This window comes from Pseudomonas sp. BYT-1 (genome assembly GCF_023611805.1).
Classification (GTDB): Bacteria; Pseudomonadota; Gammaproteobacteria; order Pseudomonadales; family Pseudomonadaceae; genus Aquipseudomonas; species Aquipseudomonas guariconensis.
In genome coordinates this window covers 605,998-623,161 of record NZ_CP072559.1, presented here as the reverse complement: position 1 = coordinate 623,161, position 17,164 = coordinate 605,998, and the positions used below count along the sequence as shown (strand labels likewise).

The following is a 17,164-nucleotide window of genomic DNA, read 5'->3' as shown; positions in this document are numbered from 1 at the left end:
AACCTAGACAAGTCGCAACCCTGCTGGCCATTCTGTGCAACCGTTCGGCGCCATCATTGCAACCCTGGCAAGTGTTTACGTGCAACCGCCCTGTAACAGGGCGACGTCACCGAACTGCACACTGCAAGTGCACAACTGCTACAGGGGGCACCGTTACGAGGCGGCGCAGTGTGTAGGAAAGTGCCCGGATCACAGGCGACAAAAGCGCCAAATCGCGGGACAAGCCCGCTCCGACAGGGGCTGCCCGGGCCGAACCGCACGGGCCGTTACCGAAGCCAATGTGCTCACGACGGCGCAAACGCTGGCACAATGGCGCGGATTCCACGCGCCTGCTTTGTGACGCGAGCGCCGCCACTTGGAGCCCCTCAATGAGCGAGAGCGCATTTGCCGAGCGCATCGTGCACAACCTGCTCGACACCGACTTCTACAAACTGACCATGATGCAGGCTGTCCTGCACAACTACCCGGATGCAGACGTGGAATGGGAGTTCCGCTGTCGCAACGGCGAGGACCTGCGCCCGTACCTCGACGAAATCCGCAAAGAAATCGAACACCTCAGCGACCTTAGCTTGGACGAAGGTCAGCTGGCCTTCCTCGAGCGCATCAGCTTCCTCAAGCCCGACTTCCTGCGTTTTCTTGGGCTGTTTCGTTTCAACCTGCGTTACTTGCGTATTGGCATCGAGAACGATCAGCTGTTCTTGCGCCTGCGTGGCCCATGGCTGCACGTGATCCTGTTCGAAGTGCCGTTGCTGGCCATCATCAGCGAAGTGCGCAATCGTCATCTGCACCCACGCATGCGCCTTAGCGAGGCGCGTGATCAGTTGTACCGTAAGTTCGACTGGCTGCGTGCCCATGCCAGCGACGAGGAGCTGGCCGAACTGCAAGTGGCCGACTTCGGTACCCGGCGGCGCTTTTCCGGTCGAGTGCAGGAAGAAGTGGTACGGGTGTTGCGTGATGACTTCCCAGCGCGCTTCGTCGGCACCAGCAACGTGGACCTGGCCTGGAAGCTGGATGTCAGGCCCCTGGGCACCATGGCCCATGAGTGGATCATGGCCCACCAGCAACTGGGCCCTCGGCTGATCGACAGCCAGATCGCCGCGCTGGACTGCTGGGTCCGCGAATACCGCGGGCTTTTGGGCATCGCCTTGACCGACTGCATCACCATGGATGCCTTCCTGACCGATTTCGACCTGTACTTCGCCAAGCTCTTCGACGGGCTGCGCCATGATTCCGGAGATCCGGTAGCCTGGGCGGAGAAGGCCATCGCCCATTACCGTAAACTGGGCATCGATCCGATGACCAAGACGCTGGTGTTCTCCGACGGCCTGAATCTGACCCGTTCGCTGGAAATCTTCCGCGCCTTGCGCGGTCGCATCAATGTCAGCTTCGGTATCGGCACCAACCTTACCTGTGACATTCCTGGTGTAGCGCCGATGAGCATCGTGCTTAAAATGACCGACTGCAACGGCTCGCCGGTGGCCAAGATCTCCGACGAGGCCGCCAAGACACAGTGCCGTGACGAGAATTTCGTCAATTACCTGCGCCACGTATTCAAAGTCCCCAGCAAGGAGTAACCCATGCAAGCCGTTCAGCGAGAGATTGCGCAGCAGCTCAAGGTGCAGCCCCCGTTTGCCGACGCCGCCGCGCTCCAGGCCGAAGTCACCCGGCGCGTGACCTTCATCAAGGGATGCCTGGCCAATGCTCGGCTCAAGACCCTGGTCCTGGGCATCAGCGGCGGGGTCGACTCGCTGACCGCCGCCCTGCTCGCCCAGCGCGCGATCAATGAGTTGCGTGCCGAGACCGGAGACGACAGCTACCGCTTCATCGCCGTGCGCCTGCCCTATCAGGTACAGCACGACGAACACGACGCCCAGGCGTGTCTGGATGTGATCAAAGCCGATGAAGTGCACACCGTGGATATCGCCCCGGCCGTCCGCGCCCTGGCAGCCGAGACCAAAGCCTTGGAAGGCGGCTCGCCGACCCTGGTGGATTTCGTCGTGGGTAACGTCAAGGCGCGCATGCGCATGGTGGCCCAGTACGCCATTGCCGGCGCCCGGGGCGGCCTGGTGATCGGAACAGATCATGCTGCCGAGGCGGTGATGGGCTTTTTCACCAAATTCGGTGATGGTGCCTGCGACCTGGCACCACTGAGCGGTCTGGTGAAGAACCAAGTGCGAGACATCGCTCGCAGTTTCGGCGCGCCGGAAGCACTGGTGGAAAAAGTCCCGACCGCGGACCTGGAAGACTTGGCGCCGGGCAAGCCGGACGAAGCCTCCCACGGCGTGACCTACAAGCAGATCGACGCGTTCCTGCACGGCGAGCCGGTCAGCCAGGAGGCGTTCGACATCATCGTCGCCACCTACCGCAAGAGCCAGCACAAACGCGAGCTGCCGTTCGCGCCTTGATCAGCCCCTAGAAACGCCTGTGGGAGCGGGCTCACCCGCGAATGCAGTGGCAGACCACCGAGGCATTCGCGGGCAAACCCGCTCCCACAGGTTATACGCTCAGGTTTCGCTTACTTGACGATGACCTTGCCCTTCATCATCGAGATATGGCCTGGGAAGGTGCAGAAGAAGCTGTAGTCACCACCGGCTTCGAGCTTGGAGGTGTCGAACTTAACTTCGGTTTCCTTCTCTGGCGCACCGATCATCTTGGTATGGGCGATGATCCCGGCATTGGCGGCATTGAGGTAGTCGTTTTCCAGACCCTTGCTCATGCCTTCGGTGGCGATGCCCTGCATGTCGGCAGTCTTGCTGATCACCAGGTTGTGGCCCATGACGTTCTTCGGCAGGCTGCCGGAATGGGTCAGCTTGACGGTGAACTCTTTGCAGCTCTTGTCGACGGTGAATTCCTTGGTGGTGTAGGACATCTGGTCGGTGGACTCGACAGTCACCGAGCACTCGGCTGCAAAGACAGAAGCGCTGGCGAGGGTCAGCAGGGATACCGCTACAGCTTTCGCAAACATCATGAATCTCCTTGGCAGGGTTTAATCATTGCGAGACTGCCTGAAGCCGCTCGCCTCCCCGCTGATATGGGTCAAGGAGGAAAGGCCTCAGCCAGTAGATTTGTTCAATGGATTGTATACAACCAATCTAAGTGCACATCATGCCCTCTTAATGGACGATGGGACAACCTCTCATTCAGGAGCAAGTACCATGACATTGAGCAGCATGATGCGCAGCCTGCTGGCTGCCTACGCCTGTGGCGCCAGTGGCGCGGCAGTTTGCGAGTTCTCCCGCCCCGAGTGAATCGGCGCTTGGAAGCGGCAGGCATGCGCCTTACCCTGTGCGCGCATGTGATGGGAGATTAGCAATGCCTGTACGTTCCGTTTGTGTCTTTTGCGGTGCCAGCATCGGCACCCACCCCGCTTATCGTGAAGCCGCGGTAGCTCTGGGCCAGGCCATCGCCCGGCGCGGCCTGACCCTGGTGTACGGCGGGAGCTCCGTGGGCCTGATGGGCGCTGTGGCCGATGCCGCCATGGCGGCTGGCGGGGAAGTGATCGGCGTCATGCCACAAAGCCTCATCGATGCGGAAATCGGCCATAAAGGCCTGCCACGGCTGGAAGTGGTCGACGGCATGCACGCCCGCAAGGCGCGCATGGCCGAGCTGAGCGATGCCTTCATCGCCCTTCCGGGGGGCCTGGGAACGCTAGAGGAACTGTTCGAGGTCTGGACCTGGGGCCAGCTGGGCTACCACGCCAAGCCATTGGGCTTACTGGATGTGAACGGGTTCTATGAAAAACTGGGCGGGTTCCTCGACCATATCGTCGAAGAAGGCTTCGTAAGACCGCAGCACCGGGCGATGCTGTTGCTTGGCAAGCAGCCGGATGAGCTGCTGAATGCGATGGAGGAATTCGTGCCGCCCGTGCTACCCAAGTGGGTCGACAAGAAACCTGATTGATCTCGATCGATGGGCCCCGCATCTGACCTGTGGAACGGGTTTTACCGCCAATGCGTCGGTAGACACCTCAGCATTCGCGGATAAGCCCGCTTCCACAGGGTCCAGTGCCCAGGCTATCGATCAGCGCGGAATGACTGGCTGACGAGGCTTCTTCTTGCCTTTGCCGCCCTTGGCCGCTTCCCTGCGCTCCTTGGCCGCCTGTTGGTTGCGAGCGAACGCTTCGGCCTTGGCCTTCTCCCGTTTGTCCCACGGCTTGCTGCCATCGCTGGCGCGCGGCGGCAGGCCGGTGTGCTGGGTCAGGATCTTCTGGTCTTTGCCCACCTTGTGGCTGCCGGCAGGAGTCGAGTTCTTACGGCGAGCGCTCTGGTAGCTGTCGGTCTGCGGCTGATGCAGCGGGATCAACTGGTGCTTGCCCGGACCGATCAGGTCAGCGCGCCCCATGCGTTGCAGCGCTTCACGCAGCATTGGCCAGCCCTTCGGATCGTGATAGCGCAGGAAGGCCTTGTGCAGGCGACGCTGTTCTTCGCTCTTGACGATCTCCACCCCTTCGCTCTTGTAGGTCACCTTACGCAGCGGATTCTTGCCCGAGTGGTACATGGCCGTGGCCGAGGCCATCGGCGAAGGGTAGAACGCCTGCACCTGGTCGGCGCGGAAACCATTGCTCTTGAGCCACAGGGCGAGGTTCATCATGTCCTCGTCGGTGGTGCCTGGGTGCGCGGCGATGAAGTACGGGATCAGGTATTGCTCTTTGCCCGCTTCCTTCGAGAACTTCTCGAACATGCGCTTGAAGCGGTCGTAGGTGCCGATCCCCGGCTTCATCATCTTGTCCAGCGGCCCCCGCTCGGTGTGTTCCGGAGCGATCTTCAGGTAACCGCCGACGTGGTGGGTCACCAGCTCTTTGACGTACTCCGGGGACTCCACGGCCAGGTCGTAGCGCAGGCCGGAAGCGATAAGGATCTTCTTCACCCCCGGGAGGGCACGCGCCTTGCGGTACAGCTCAATCAGCGAACTATGGTCGGTGTTGAGGTTCTCGCAGATGCCGGGGAACACGCAGGACGGCTTGCGGCAGTGCTTCTCGATCTCGTGGCTCTTGCAGGCGATGCGGTACATGTTGGCGGTCGGGCCGCCGAGGTCGGAGACCACGCCGGTGAAGCCTGGCACCTTGTCACGCATTTCCTCGATTTCGCGGATGATCGAGTCGTGGGAGCGGTTCTGGATGATTCGGCCTTCGTGCTCGGTGATCGAGCAGAAGGTGCAGCCGCCGAAGCAGCCACGCATGATGTTCACCGAGAAGCGAATCATCTCGTAGGCCGGGATGCGCTCCTTGCCATAGGCCGGATGCGGGACGCGCGCGTAAGGCATGCCGAACACGTAGTCCATTTCCTCGGTGCTCATCGGGATGGGTGGTGGGTTGAACCACACGTCCACCTCACCATGCTTCTGCACCAAAGCGCGGGCGTTCCCGGGATTGGTCTCCAGGTGCAGCACACGGTTGGCGTGGGCGTAGAGGACCGGGTCGTTGCGCACCTTCTCGAACGATGGCAGGCGGATCACCGACTTCTCACGGGTCATGCGTGGGCTGTCGAGAATCTGCACAACCTTGGCTTCGTTCGGGTCCTCGACTTCACCCTTGGCCTGCTCGATGGCGCAGGCCTGGGTGTCCTGGGTGTTGACGTAGGGGTTGATGATCTTGTCGACACGTCCTGGCCGGTCGATGCGGGTCGAGTCGATCTCGTACCAGCCCTCTGGTGTGTCACGGCGCACGAAGGCGGTGCCGCGTACATCGGTAATGCTTTCGATGCGCTCGCCCTGGGACAGGCGCTGGGCGACTTCAACGATGGCGCGCTCGGCGTTGCCGTACAGCAGGATGTCGGCACTGGCATCGATCAGGATCGAATGACGGACCTTGTCCTGCCAGTAGTCGTAGTGGGCGATGCGACGCAGGGAGGCTTCGATGCCACCGAGGACGATCGGCACATGCTTGTAGGCCTCCTTGCAGCGCTGGCTGTACACCAGGCTTGCGCGGTCAGGGCGCTTGCCCGCCAGGCCACCCGGGGTATAGGCATCGTCGGAACGGATCTTCTTGTCCGCGGTATAGCGGTTGATCATCGAGTCCATGTTGCCTGCCGCGACGCCGAAGAACAGATTCGGCTCGCCAAGCTTCATGAAGTCGTCCTTCGACTGCCAGTTCGGCTGTGCAATGATGCCGACGCGAAAGCCCTGGGCTTCCAGCAGCCGGCCAATGATGGCCATGCCGAAGGACGGATGGTCGACGTAGGCGTCTCCGGTCACGATGATGATGTCGCAGGAATCCCAGCCGAGCTGATCCATCTCCTCCCTGCTCATGGGCAGGAACGGTGCCGGCCCGAAGCATTCGGCCCAGTACTTGGGATAGTCGTAGAGTGGTTTGGCTGCTTGCATGTCAGTGACCGGTTCTGGTGTGCAGGGAAATCGCGGGCGCGGAATATAGCACAAAATTTGATCAAATCCGACGATAGTGGTCGGATTCGTGTGCTCAAAAAAAGAGACTTCCGCCCTGTGGGAGCGGGTTCACCCGCGAATGCGATGGCGCAGAGTCCACTGTATTCGCAGGCAAACCCGTCGTCACATGGGACAGACGTACCGCTGGAAGGGTTATTCGTCGTCGTCGAAGTTGTACATGCCCGGAGCGAGGTTCTCGAAACGGGTGTACTTGCCGATGAACGCCAGGCGGATGAAGCCGATGGGGCCGTTACGCTGCTTGCCGATGATGATTTCGGCGATGCCCTTGTGCTCGGTCTCGGGGTGATACACCTCGTCACGGTAGACGAACATGATCACGTCGGCGTCCTGCTCGATCGCTCCGGATTCACGCAAGTCGGAGTTCACCGGACGCTTGTTGGGGCGCTGCTCGAGGGAGCGGTTGAGCTGCGACAGGGCGATGACCGGGCAGTTGAATTCCTTGGCCAGCGCCTTGAGGGAACGCGAGATCTCGGAGATCTCGTTGGTCCGGTTATCACCGCTGGAGCCAGGGATCTGCATCAACTGCAGGTAGTCGACCATGATCATGGCGATATCGCCATGCTCGCGGACCAGACGGCGGGTACGGGCACGCATTTCCGAGGGACTGATGCCGGCGGTATCGTCAATGAACAGCTTGCGGTCGTTGAGCAGGTTGACTGCCGAGGTCAGGCGCGGCCAGTCGTCGTCGTCCAGCTGACCGGAACGCACCTTGGTCTGGTCGATGCGCCCCAGGGAGGACAGCATACGCATGATCAGCGCATCGCCGGGCATCTCCAGGGAGAACACCAGCACCGCCTTGTCGCTGCGCAGCACTGCGTTCTCCACCAGGTTCATGGCGAAGGTGGTCTTACCCATCGAAGGGCGACCCGCGACGATGATCAGATCCGCTGGCTGCAGGCCGCTGGTCTTTTCATCCAGGTCGGTATAGCCGGTCGACAGACCGGTGATGTCGCTGTCGGAGTTGAACAGCGTGTCGATGCGGTCAATGGCCTTGGTCAGCAGCTCGTTGACGCCCACCGGGCCACCGGTCTTGGGCCGTGCTTCGGCGATCTGGAAGATCTGCCGTTCGGCGTCATCGAGAATTTCCGCAGCATTGCGGCCCTGGGGGTTGAAGGCGTTGTCGGCGATATCGGTGCTGATGCTGATCAACTGGCGCAGAGTGGCCCGCTCGCGAATGATCGCCGCATAGGCCTTGATGTTGGCCACCGAGGGCGTGTTCTTGGCCAGCTCGGCCAGGTACGCCAGCCCGCCGACCTGGGTCGAGAGGCCTTCCTTGTCCAACTGCTCGTGCAGCGTGACCACGTCGAACGGCTGGTTCTGATCCACCAGTTTGTGGATGGCGCGGAAGATCAGGCGGTGGTCATGCCGATAGAAATCACCGTCCGAGACCTGGTCCAGCACCCGCTCCCACGCGTTGTTGTCCAGCATCAGGCCACCGAGCACGGCCTGTTCGGCCTCGATGGAGTGCGGCGGCACCTTGAGGGCGGCAGTCTGCAGGTCTAGTTGTTCGGGATTGCTGATCTCGTTCATGTCCACACGAAAAATCTGGGTGATGAAAAAGACAAAGGGCACGACCTGCATGATGCAGGACCGTGCCCGATGTTAACCGGCTGGCCCCGAGGAGCCAACCGATTCGCGGCAGCTTAGGCTGCGACGACAACCACGCGAACGGTGGCTTCAACGTCGCTGTGCAGGTGCACGGCAACGTCGTATTCGCCGACGTTACGGATGGTGCCGTTCGGCAGACGAACTTCAGCCTTGGCCACTTCAACGCCGGAGGCGGTCAGGGCGTCAGCGATGTCGTGGGTGCCGATCGAACCGAACAGCTTGCCTTCGTCACCAGCGGTGGCAGTGATGGTCACTTCCAGCTCGGCCAGTTGGGCAGCGCGGCTTTCAGCCGAAGCTTTACGCTCGGCAGCAGCTTTTTCCAGCTCGGCGCGACGCTCTTCGAACGCAGCCAGGTTGACGGCGTTGGCAACAACGGCCTTGCCGAAAGGCAGCAGGAAGTTACGGCCGTAACCACCTTTTACTTTTACTTTGTCGCCCAGGTTGCCCAGGTTGGCGACTTTTTCCAGCAGGATCAGTTCCATTTGGTAAAACCTCTTAACTTTTAACCTTCACCGTTCGCGGAATCGTCACCCTGGTGAGGGGACTTGCGACCGCGAAAATCAATCAGGCTATCGACAATAGCCAAGACCACGAGCAACGGATAAGTCAGCTGCATGAACAGCACCAGCGTCACGTACAACCCCACCAGCCAGAACTTGGCCAGGCGCTTCTGGGCCACCAACCCATGCAGCAGGGCGATCCCCGCGAACATGAGCGGCACACTGCACAGTGGTGTCAGCAATGCCAGGCCAGGACCGAAGTTCGGGCCGAACAGCATGCAGGCCAACAGCACCAGCATCGGCACCAGGGGAATCCGTACCGCGTGAAACTCGCGGCCGAAACCTCCCGGGTTGTACAACACGGCTTGCCAGTAGCGACCCAACATCAGGGCCAGCACGCTGACAACTTGCAACAGGGCCGCAATCAGGCCGCCGAGCACAGGTACGATGAGGCTTCCAAGGTGTGCCTGTTCCTCTACCGACAACTGCTGGTAGAGGCCGTCGAGCATCTGCGGCAGGGCTTTTTCAAGCGCTCGCGCCAGAGCTTCAATCGGTTCGCGGAACACCGAACCAAGCACAACACCGTACAACAGGCCCAGGGCGATGCTGGACAACAGCACCCGGTTCCAGGAATGTCCGGCGCGCAGCAGCGCAGCCAGCCCCAGCGTCCCCAGCAGCACCATCAAGGTGCGTGGCTCGCCGAAGATCCACCAGGCCAACGCCGGCAAGATACCCCAGACGATGACCGAGGAAGCGTCCTTGAAACCGCGCCGCAGGAACACCAGGCTCCCGGCGGCGGCACTCAACCAGAACAACAGCGGCAACGCCGCACAACCGGCCACCACAATGGAGGCCTGCACACGACCGCGCATGATGAAATCAGCCAACGCTCGCATGCTTATCCCTTGCTACTTGTCGACGACCCGGTCTCAGCGGCCGTGGCTGTCGGTGTAGGGCAGCAGGGCCAGGAAGCGGGCGCGCTTGATAGCGGTAGCCAGCTGACGCTGATAACGAGCTTTGGTACCGGTGATACGGCTTGGAACGATCTTGCCGGTTTCGGATACGTAAGCTTTCAGGGTGTTGAGATCTTTGTAGTCGATCTCTTTCACGTCTTCAGCAGTGAAGCGGCAGAATTTACGACGACGGAAGAAACGTGCCATGTAATAGGCTCCTCAAAAAGGTCCGTGGATTACTCGTCAGCGTTATCGCTGTTGTCGCTGTTGTCGCTGTCGTTGCTGTCGTCGCCATCGACGCCATCAGCAGCTTCAGGACGCTCGCGACGCTCACGGCGCTCGCTGCGGTTCTCTTCGGCCTTCAGCATCTCGGACGGGCCGGTGACGGCTTCGTCGCGACGGATGATCAGGTTACGGATCACGGCATCGTTGTAGCGGAAGTTGTCTTCCAGCTCGGCCAGGGCCTTGCCGGTGCACTCAACGTTCAGCATCACGTAGTGAGCCTTGTGAACGTTGTTGATGGCGTAAGCCAGCTGACGACGGCCCCAGTCTTCCAGGCGGTGGATCTTGCCGCCGTCTTCCTCGATCAGCTTGGTGTAACGCTCAACCATGCCGCCGACTTGCTCGCTCTGGTCCGGGTGAACCAGGAAGATGATTTCGTAATGACGCATGAATGCTCCTTACGGGTTAGTAGTCTGCCAGCACTGTGGTCAGACAAGGAGTGAATGACACTGTATGTCTTGCCTTGGAAAGAGGCACATGCGCGCCTGCCTGCTTGGCAAGGGGCGCAATTGTAGAGAAGGCGGGGAGTACAAGCAAGGTGGCTGGCGATTATTTGAACAGCCGGAAACAAATTGCCGGAGCCCCGCGAAAGAGGCGCCGCCCCTTTTGCGGGTAATCCCGCTCCCACTGCCCTGTAGCAGCGGGATCAGCCGCAAATGGGCATCAGCCCTTGACCTGACGCTGTCGCACAGCCTCGAACAGACACACCCCGGTAGCCACCGACACGTTCAGGCTGCTGACGCTACCGGCCATCGGCAACTTGACCAGGAAGTCGCAGTGCTCGCGGGTCAGGCGACGCATGCCCTTGCCTTCGGCGCCCATGATCATCACCAGCGGGCCAGTCAGATCCTGCTGGTAGATCTCCTGCTCGGCCTCGCCTGCAGTCCCGACCACCCATAGCCCACGCTGCTGGAGCTTCTCCAGCGTACGGGCAAGGTTGGTCACGGCCACCAGTGGAATCACCTCGGCAGCGCCGCAGGCGACCTTGCGCACCACGGCCGTGAGCGTCGCCGACTTGTCCTTGGGAATCACCACTGCAGTGACACCGGCAGCATCGGCAGTACGCAGGCAGGCTCCGAGATTATGCGGATCGGTGACACCATCGAGCACTAGGATCAGCGGTGGCCGTTCGGCACGTTCGAGCAACTCGTCGAGCATGGCCTCGCCCCAGACCTGGCTCGGGCTGACCTCGGCAACGACACCTTGGTGCACACCTTCGACCCAGGCATCGAGCTCGCGGCGCTCGGCCTGGCCGACCGGAACGCGGTTTTCCGCCGCCAAGGCCAACAGGCTCTGGATACGCGGTTCGCTGCGTCCCTCGGACAACCAGATCTGCTTGACCCGCTTGGGATGATGCTGCAACAGCCCCTGCACGGCATGCACGCCGTAGATTTTTTCCAGCTGACTCATGACTTGTTCTTGCCTTTGCGCGGCGCGCCGGACTTCGACGGCCCCTTGCGATGCTTGGTCGGCTTGCCGGACGCCTTGGCGCCTTTGTCCGACTTGCCGCTGGCGTGGCTGTGACGGGCCTCGCTCATCAGCGCCTTTTTCATTTCCCGGCTTTTGCGCACTTCGGCATTACGCTGCACGGCGTCCTTGGGGAAGTACGCCTCGGCAGTCTCGCTTTTGCGGCTGCGCGGCTTGGGCGAAATCTTCGCCTCGGATGCAGGTGCCGGCTGGGCTGCAGGTACCGCTTTGTCGGCCGCGGCAGCGGGTTTGCGACCGACCGGGGCGTTGACGCTCGCCTCGGACATCTCGAAGTCGATCTTGCGCTGCTCCAGGTCGACACGCATGACCTTGACCTCGACAGTATCGCCCAGGCGGAAGCTGCGACCACTGCGCTCGCCAGACAGACGGTGGTGCACCGGATCGAAGTGGTAATAGTCACCCGGCAAGGCGCTGACATGTACCAGGCCTTCCACATAGATGTCGGTCAGTTCGATGAACAGGCCGAAGCCGGTCACCGCGGTGATCACGCCCGGGAAGGTCTCGCCGACACGGTCGCGCATGTATTCGCATTTGAGCCAGTTGACGACGTCGCGCGTGGCCTCGTCGGCACGTCGCTCGGTCATCGAGCACTGCTCGCCCATCTGGTCGAGGGTGTTCTCGTCGTATGGGTAAATGCGCGCCTTCGGAATGCTCATGGCACCCGCCCGCTTGACATGCGGAGTATCGATCTTCGAGCGGATCACGCTGCGGATGGCGCGATGCACCAGCAAGTCCGGGTAACGGCGAATCGGCGAGGTGAAGTGGGTGTAGGCCTCGTAGTTCAGGCCGAAGTGGCCGTTATTCTCGACGCTGTACACCGCCTGGCTCAACGAGCGCAGCATGACGGTCTGGATCAGATGGAAGTCCGGGCGCCCGGCAATGCTCGCCAACAGGGCCTGGTAGTCCTTCGGCGAAGGATCCTTGCCCTTGTGCAGCGAAAGGCCCAGCTCGCCCAAGAATGCGCGCAGTTTTTCCAGGCGCTCCGGTGGCGGGCCATCGTGAACACGGTAGAGTGCCGGAACGCCGTGCTTCTGCAGGAACTCGGCGGTGGCCACGTTGGCCGCCAGCATGCACTCCTCGATCAGCTTGTGGGCATCGTTGCGTACGGTCGGGCGAATCTCATCGATCTTGCGGTCTTCACCGAAGATGATGCGGGTTTCCTGGGTCTCGAAGTCGATCGCGCCACGGGTGTGGCGAGCCGCCACCAGCACCTTGTACAGGGCATAGAGGTGCTTGAGGTCCGGCAGAACCGCGCTGTACTCCTCGCGCAGGGCCTTGCCTTCGCGGGTACGGGCATGTTCGAGCATGCTGCTGACCTTGTTGTAGGTCAGGCGGGCATGGGAATGAATCACCGCTTCGTAGAACTGATAGTCGACCATCTGGCCGGCCTTGTTGATGGTCATTTCGCAGACCATGGCCAGGCGATCGACGTGCGGGTTCAGCGAACACAGGCCGTTGGACAGCTCCTCGGGCAGCATCGGAATCACGCGCTCGGGGAAGTACACCGAGTTGCCGCGCTGCTGCGCCTCGACATCCAGGGCCGAACCTAGGCGCACATAGCTGGAAACGTCAGCGATCGCCACGTACAGGCGCCAGCCGCCCGAGAACAGCCGCAGCTTGCCCAAGGGCTCGCAATAAACGGCATCGTCGAAGTCGCGGGCATCTTCGCCATCGATGGTGACAAACGGAAGATGACGCAGATCGATGCGCTTTTCCTTGTCCTTCTCTTCGACCTCGGAGCGGAACTTGCGCGCTTCCTTGATCACATCTTTAGGCCAGACGTGAGGAATATCGTAGCTACGCAGCGCGACATCGATCTCCATGCCGGGCGCCATGTAGTTGCCGATCACCTCCACCACATCACCCTGGGGCTGGAAGCGTGGGGTCGGCCAATGGGTGATCTTGATCTCGACGAACTGGCCAATCTTCGCACCACCGTTACGCCCGGCAGTCACCAGCACTTCCTGCTGGATCTTCGGGTTATCGGGAGTGACATAACCAATGCCACCTTCCTCGAAGTAGCGGCCGACCACGCTCTCGTGGGCACGGGAGATGATTTCGACCAGCACGCCTTCACGACGGCCACGGCGATCGACACCGGAAACCCGGGCCAGACCGCGGTCACCGTCGAACACCAGGCGCATCTGCGCAGGGCTCAGGAAGAGGTCTTCACTGCCATCATCAGGGATCAGGAAGCCGAAACCATCGCGGTGGCCGGAAACGCGACCGCAGATCAGGTCAAGCTTGTCTACCGGGGCATAGGTGCCGCGCCGGGTATAGATGAGCTGGCCATCGCGCTCCATGGCGCGCAGGCGGCGGCGCAGGGCTTCGATCTGGTCTTCTTCGTGCAGGCCGAACTCGGCGGCCAGCTCTTCGCGAGCGGCCGGTTCGCCACGGTCGGCGAGACGCTGCAGGATCAGCTCACGGCTAGGAATGGGATTTTCGTATTTTTCCGCTTCGCGAGCGGCCTCGGGATCGAGGGATTGCCAATCGGCCATCAGAAGGGGTTCACCTTGGGGTATATAGATAAGAATTCTGGCATAGGCGTATTGAAACCGGAAATGTCTGCCTTGGACAGCCCCAGCGGAGCGTCGAAGTGGAGGCAATAGGCCTGCGGAATCAACAAGTTGAATTTTTTGAATTTTTTTTTGATCCGGGGCTTTACAGCCCTCAGGAGCGTCCGTATAGTGCGCACCACAACGACGGACAGCCGACGTTGTAGTTGAGATGCAACGCGATGTAAAGCATCATGTGACCTCGACGAAATGTGTGCCCAGGTGGCGGAATTGGTAGACGCGCTGGTTTCAGGTATCAGTGGCTTAACGGCCGTGGAAGTTCGAGTCTTCTCCTGGGCACCAACTATTTTCAAGTAACAGATGACCAAGGATCTGTTACTACTGTGTTAAACGAACGATAGTCGTCTTGCACAGAAGATGTAAAGCTTTGCCCAGGTGGCGGAATTGGTAGACGCGCTGGTTTCAGGTATCAGTGACTTAACGGTCGTGGAAGTTCGAGTCTTCTCCTGGGCACCATACAAAAACCCACTAGCTTGCTAGTGGGTTTTTTCTTGCCTGCGATTTAGCCCCCCGCCCTCTGCAGCAACGGCTTCATGCGCAAACACCGGCAAAGCCGGTGCCAAGCACTGTGTATCGCTCTTCACAGGCAAACCAGCCCCACCAGGAAGAGACGCCTCCTTAGCCCTTTGTCTGCTGATGAATTTCTCGCCATACGGCCACTTGAGAAACGATTTCGTTTACCATTGTTTCCAAATATGTAGCCGTAAGCGAGGAAGTACCCGCATGACGATCCGCCCGCAACTGCTGATGCGCAGCCTGGCCGCCGCTCTCTTCGGCCTGGTGATCGGCGCACCGGCCGCCTTGGCTGACGAACCGGTCACGCTGACCCTGTACAACGGCCAGCACAAAGAAATCGGCGAAGCCATCGCCAAGGCCTACGAGGCCAAGACCGGCATTCACATCAATATTCGCAAGGGCAGCAGCAACCAGCTGGCCAGTCAGATCATCGAGGAAGGCGATCGCTCGCCCGCCGATGTCATCTATACCGAAGAATCCCCGCCTCTGAACAACCTGGGCGAACTGGGCCTGCTGGCGAAAATCGATGACGCGACCTTGGACATGCTGCCCAAGCAATACGTCGGCGCCAACGGTACCTGGATGGGTGTGACCGCGCGAACCCGGATCGTCGTGTTCAACCCCAAGAAAATCGACGAGAAGGACCTGCCGAAAAGCGTCATGGACTTCGCCAACCCCGAGTGGGATGGCCGTGTCGGCTACGTGCCTACCAGCGGGGCCTTCCAAGAACAAGCCGTGGCCATCCTCAAGCTGCATGGCCGCGAAGCGACCGAGGAATGGCTAACCGGCCTCAAAGCCTTCGGCAAGGCCTACACCAACAACATGGTGGCCCTCAAAGCCGTCGAGCGCGGTGAAGTCGATACCGTGCTAGTGAACAATTACTACTGGTATGCCCTCAAGCGCGAGCGTGGCCAGCTGGACTCCAAGCTCTACTACCTGGCCGACGGCGACGCCGGCAATCTGGTAACCATCTCCGGTGCCGGCGCCGTCAAGGCCAGCAAGCACCCGAAGGAAGCCCAAGCCCTGCTCAACTGGATGGCCAGCGAAGAGGGCCAGCGCGTCATCACCCAGACCACCGCCGAATACCCGCTGCATAAAGGCATGGTCTCGGATCAGGGCCTGAAGCCGTTCGAAGAGCTACGCCCACCGAAGATCTCGCCGGCGGACCTTGGCAACGCCGAGGAAGCCTTGGAGCTTGAACGAGAGGTCGGCCTGCTCTGATGACTGCCGCCCTGCCCCAGCCGGCCCTGGCGCGCTTCGTGCCACGCCGCAAGCGCCCCTCGATCTGGGTGGTGCTGCCCGTCCTGTTCCTGGTGGCGATGAGCTTGCTGCCATTGCTCTACGTCGCCCTCAAGGCATGGCAAGCCGGCTGGCATGAAGCCTTTCGCCTGCTCTGGCGCCCCTTCGTCTGGGGGCTGCTGCGCAACACCTTGATGTTGATGATAGGGGTCACAGTGGCCTGCCTGATCGTCGGACTGGCGTTGGCCTGGCTGCTGGAGCGCAGCGACCTGCCAGGCCGTCGCCTCTGGGGGGTGGTGCTGTGCCTACCCTTTGCTGTGCCGTCGTTCGTCAGCAGCTTCACCTGGGTGTCGCTGAGTTCGGACTTCGAGGGCCTGGGCGGGGCAATCTTGGTCATGGCGCTGTCGAAGTACCCGCTGGTGTTCCTGCCTGTGGCCGCGACCCTGCGCAACCTCGACACCTCTCTTGAGGAGTCGGCGCGCACCCTGGGCTGCAGCCGCTGGGGCGTATTCTTCAAGATCACCCTGCCGTTGCTGTGGCCCTCGATGATCGGCGGCGCACTGCTGATTGCCCTGCACATGCTGGTGGAGTTCGGCGCCCTGTCCATCCTCGGCCTGCAGACCTTCACCACGGCCATCTACCAGCAGTTCGAACTGGAGTTCAGCAACGCCAACGCGGCCATGCTTTCGGCTGTGCTGCTGGCGCTGTGCCTGGCAATGCTCTGGCTGGAACTGCGCGTACGTGGCAAGGCGCGCCATGTGCGGATCGGCCAGGGCGTGGCCCGTCGCGGTCAACCGGTTCGCCTACGGGTTTGGATGCCCTTGGGGCAGTTGTTCTGCCTGTCACTGGCGGTACTGGGCAGCGGAATCCCCTTGGCCATGCTCGGCTACTGGTTGAGTGTGGGTTCATCGGCAGCATTTCCGGTTACGGAAATCGGCAAGGCACTGCTGACGTCGCTGTCAGTCTCCTTGGGTGGAGCCGGTTTTTGCGTGCTGCTGGCGCTGCCCATCAGCTTTCTGGTAGTGCGCTACAAGGGCCGCCTGGCGATCTGGGCCGAGCGCCTGCCCTACCTGCTGCATGCCTTGCCAGGGCTGGTGATCGCGCTGACGCTGGTGTTCTTCGCCCTGCACTATGTGCCGGCCCTTTACCAGACGTCCGCCCTGCTGCTGCTGGCCTATGCCTTGCTGTTCCTGCCACTGGCACAGGCCCCCGTGCGCACGGCCCTGAACAAAGCCTCCCCCACGCTGGAAGAAGCGGCCCGAACCTTGGGCGCCAGCAGTTTTGGCGCCTTCTGCCGGGTGACTCTGCCGATCATCTTCCCAGCCCTGGCAGCGGCCTTCGCCCTGGTATTCCTCGATGCCATGAAGGAGCTGACCGCTACCCTGCTACTCAGCCCCACCGGCATGACGACGCTGGCAACAGAAGTCTGGGCGCATACCGCCAACGTCGAATTCGCCGCGGCAGCACCTTATGCGGCGCTACTGATCGTGGTGTCGGGGTTGCCGGTGTATTTGCTGACCACGCGGATGTATCTGAACAAGGCGTAAACCGTTTCGTAGATCCCACCGCCGCTCCAGGGGCTGCTTTACAGCCCCTGGAT

General features: G+C 61.2%; 14 protein-coding genes and 2 tRNA genes. 7 read left to right on the top strand and 9 right to left on the bottom strand.

Annotated elements, in window-relative coordinates; genetic code table 11:
* Nucleotides 1-368 precede the first annotated feature (368 nt).
* Together pncB and nadE are read left to right on the top strand one after the other, a co-directional pair.
* A complete protein-coding gene (pncB, locus tag J5X93_RS02845; RefSeq protein ID WP_043211943.1) occupies nt 369-1,574 on the top strand; it encodes a nicotinate phosphoribosyltransferase in 1,206 nt (401 codons plus the stop codon).
* Nucleotides 1,575-1,577: 3 nt separating this feature from the next.
* Nucleotides 1,578-2,405 carry an NAD(+) synthase gene (gene nadE / locus J5X93_RS02840; protein WP_043211947.1) on the top strand — a complete coding sequence of 276 codons (828 nt, stop codon included), beginning with the start codon at nt 1,578-1,580 and terminating at the stop codon, nt 2,403-2,405.
* Between the two features lie 110 nt (nt 2,406-2,515).
* Here the strand turns inward: nadE and azu are convergent, their stop codons facing one another.
* Nucleotides 2,516-2,965, bottom strand: a complete 450-nt coding sequence (gene azu / locus J5X93_RS02835) for an azurin (protein ID WP_043211949.1) — start codon at nt 2,963-2,965, stop codon at nt 2,516-2,518.
* Nucleotides 2,966-3,312: 347 nt separating this feature from the next.
* Between azu and J5X93_RS02830 the strand changes: the two genes are divergently transcribed.
* Nucleotides 3,313-3,900, top strand: a complete 588-nt coding sequence (locus J5X93_RS02830; protein WP_043211950.1) for a cytokinin riboside 5'-monophosphate phosphoribohydrolase — start codon at nt 3,313-3,315, stop codon at nt 3,898-3,900.
* Between the two features lie 120 nt (nt 3,901-4,020).
* Here the strand turns inward: J5X93_RS02830 and J5X93_RS02825 are convergent, their stop codons facing one another.
* From J5X93_RS02825 to rnr, 8 genes are all read right to left on the bottom strand, one after another.
* A complete protein-coding gene (locus J5X93_RS02825) occupies nt 4,021-6,321 on the bottom strand; it encodes a YgiQ family radical SAM protein (RefSeq protein WP_043211952.1) in 2,301 nt (766 codons plus the stop codon).
* Between the two features lie 213 nt (nt 6,322-6,534).
* Nucleotides 6,535-7,932 carry a replicative DNA helicase gene (gene dnaB, locus J5X93_RS02820; protein WP_043212012.1) on the bottom strand — a complete coding sequence of 466 codons (1,398 nt, stop codon included), beginning with the start codon at nt 7,930-7,932 and terminating at the stop codon, nt 6,535-6,537.
* Between the two features lie 113 nt (nt 7,933-8,045).
* Nucleotides 8,046-8,492: a 50S ribosomal protein L9 gene (gene rplI / locus J5X93_RS02815; RefSeq protein ID WP_043211954.1), complete on the bottom strand. Its 447-nt coding sequence runs from the start codon at nt 8,490-8,492 to the stop codon at nt 8,046-8,048.
* Nucleotides 8,493-8,512: 20 nt separating this feature from the next.
* Nucleotides 8,513-9,406, bottom strand: a complete 894-nt coding sequence (locus J5X93_RS02810) for a YybS family protein (protein ID WP_043211957.1) — start codon at nt 9,404-9,406, stop codon at nt 8,513-8,515.
* Nucleotides 9,407-9,439: 33 nt separating this feature from the next.
* The gene (gene rpsR, locus J5X93_RS02805; protein ID WP_009403887.1) at nt 9,440-9,670 is read right to left on the bottom strand and encodes a 30S ribosomal protein S18; all 231 of its coding nucleotides are present in this window, start codon (nt 9,668-9,670) and stop codon (nt 9,440-9,442) included.
* A 29-nt stretch (nt 9,671-9,699) separates the two neighbouring features.
* Entirely contained in the window at nt 9,700-10,134 is a 435-nt protein-coding gene (rpsF, locus tag J5X93_RS02800) for a 30S ribosomal protein S6 (protein WP_250034389.1), read from the bottom strand.
* A 274-nt stretch (nt 10,135-10,408) separates the two neighbouring features.
* Complete coding sequence (gene rlmB, locus J5X93_RS02795) at nt 10,409-11,155, bottom strand: 23S rRNA (guanosine(2251)-2'-O)-methyltransferase RlmB (protein ID WP_043211963.1); 747 nt, start codon at nt 11,153-11,155, stop codon at nt 10,409-10,411.
* A complete protein-coding gene (gene rnr, locus J5X93_RS02790; RefSeq protein ID WP_043211965.1) occupies nt 11,152-13,731 on the bottom strand; it encodes a ribonuclease R in 2,580 nt (859 codons plus the stop codon). Before rnr ends, rlmB begins: the two co-directional genes overlap by 4 nt.
* A 273-nt stretch (nt 13,732-14,004) precedes the next feature.
* On the opposite strand from rnr, the gene J5X93_RS02785 reads away from it, so the two are divergent.
* From J5X93_RS02785 to J5X93_RS02770, 4 genes are all read left to right on the top strand, one after another.
* Nucleotides 14,005-14,091 (top strand) — tRNA-Leu (locus tag J5X93_RS02785).
* 87 nt (nt 14,092-14,178) lie between these two features.
* A tRNA-Leu gene (locus J5X93_RS02780) sits at nt 14,179-14,265 on the top strand.
* Between the two features lie 267 nt (nt 14,266-14,532).
* Entirely contained in the window at nt 14,533-15,546 is a 1,014-nt protein-coding gene (locus J5X93_RS02775; RefSeq protein WP_043211968.1) for an extracellular solute-binding protein, read from the top strand.
* Nucleotides 15,546-17,111, top strand: a complete 1,566-nt coding sequence (locus J5X93_RS02770; protein WP_043211970.1) for an ABC transporter permease — start codon at nt 15,546-15,548, stop codon at nt 17,109-17,111. Before J5X93_RS02775 ends, J5X93_RS02770 begins: the two co-directional genes overlap by 1 nt.
* Nucleotides 17,112-17,164 lie beyond the last annotated feature (53 nt).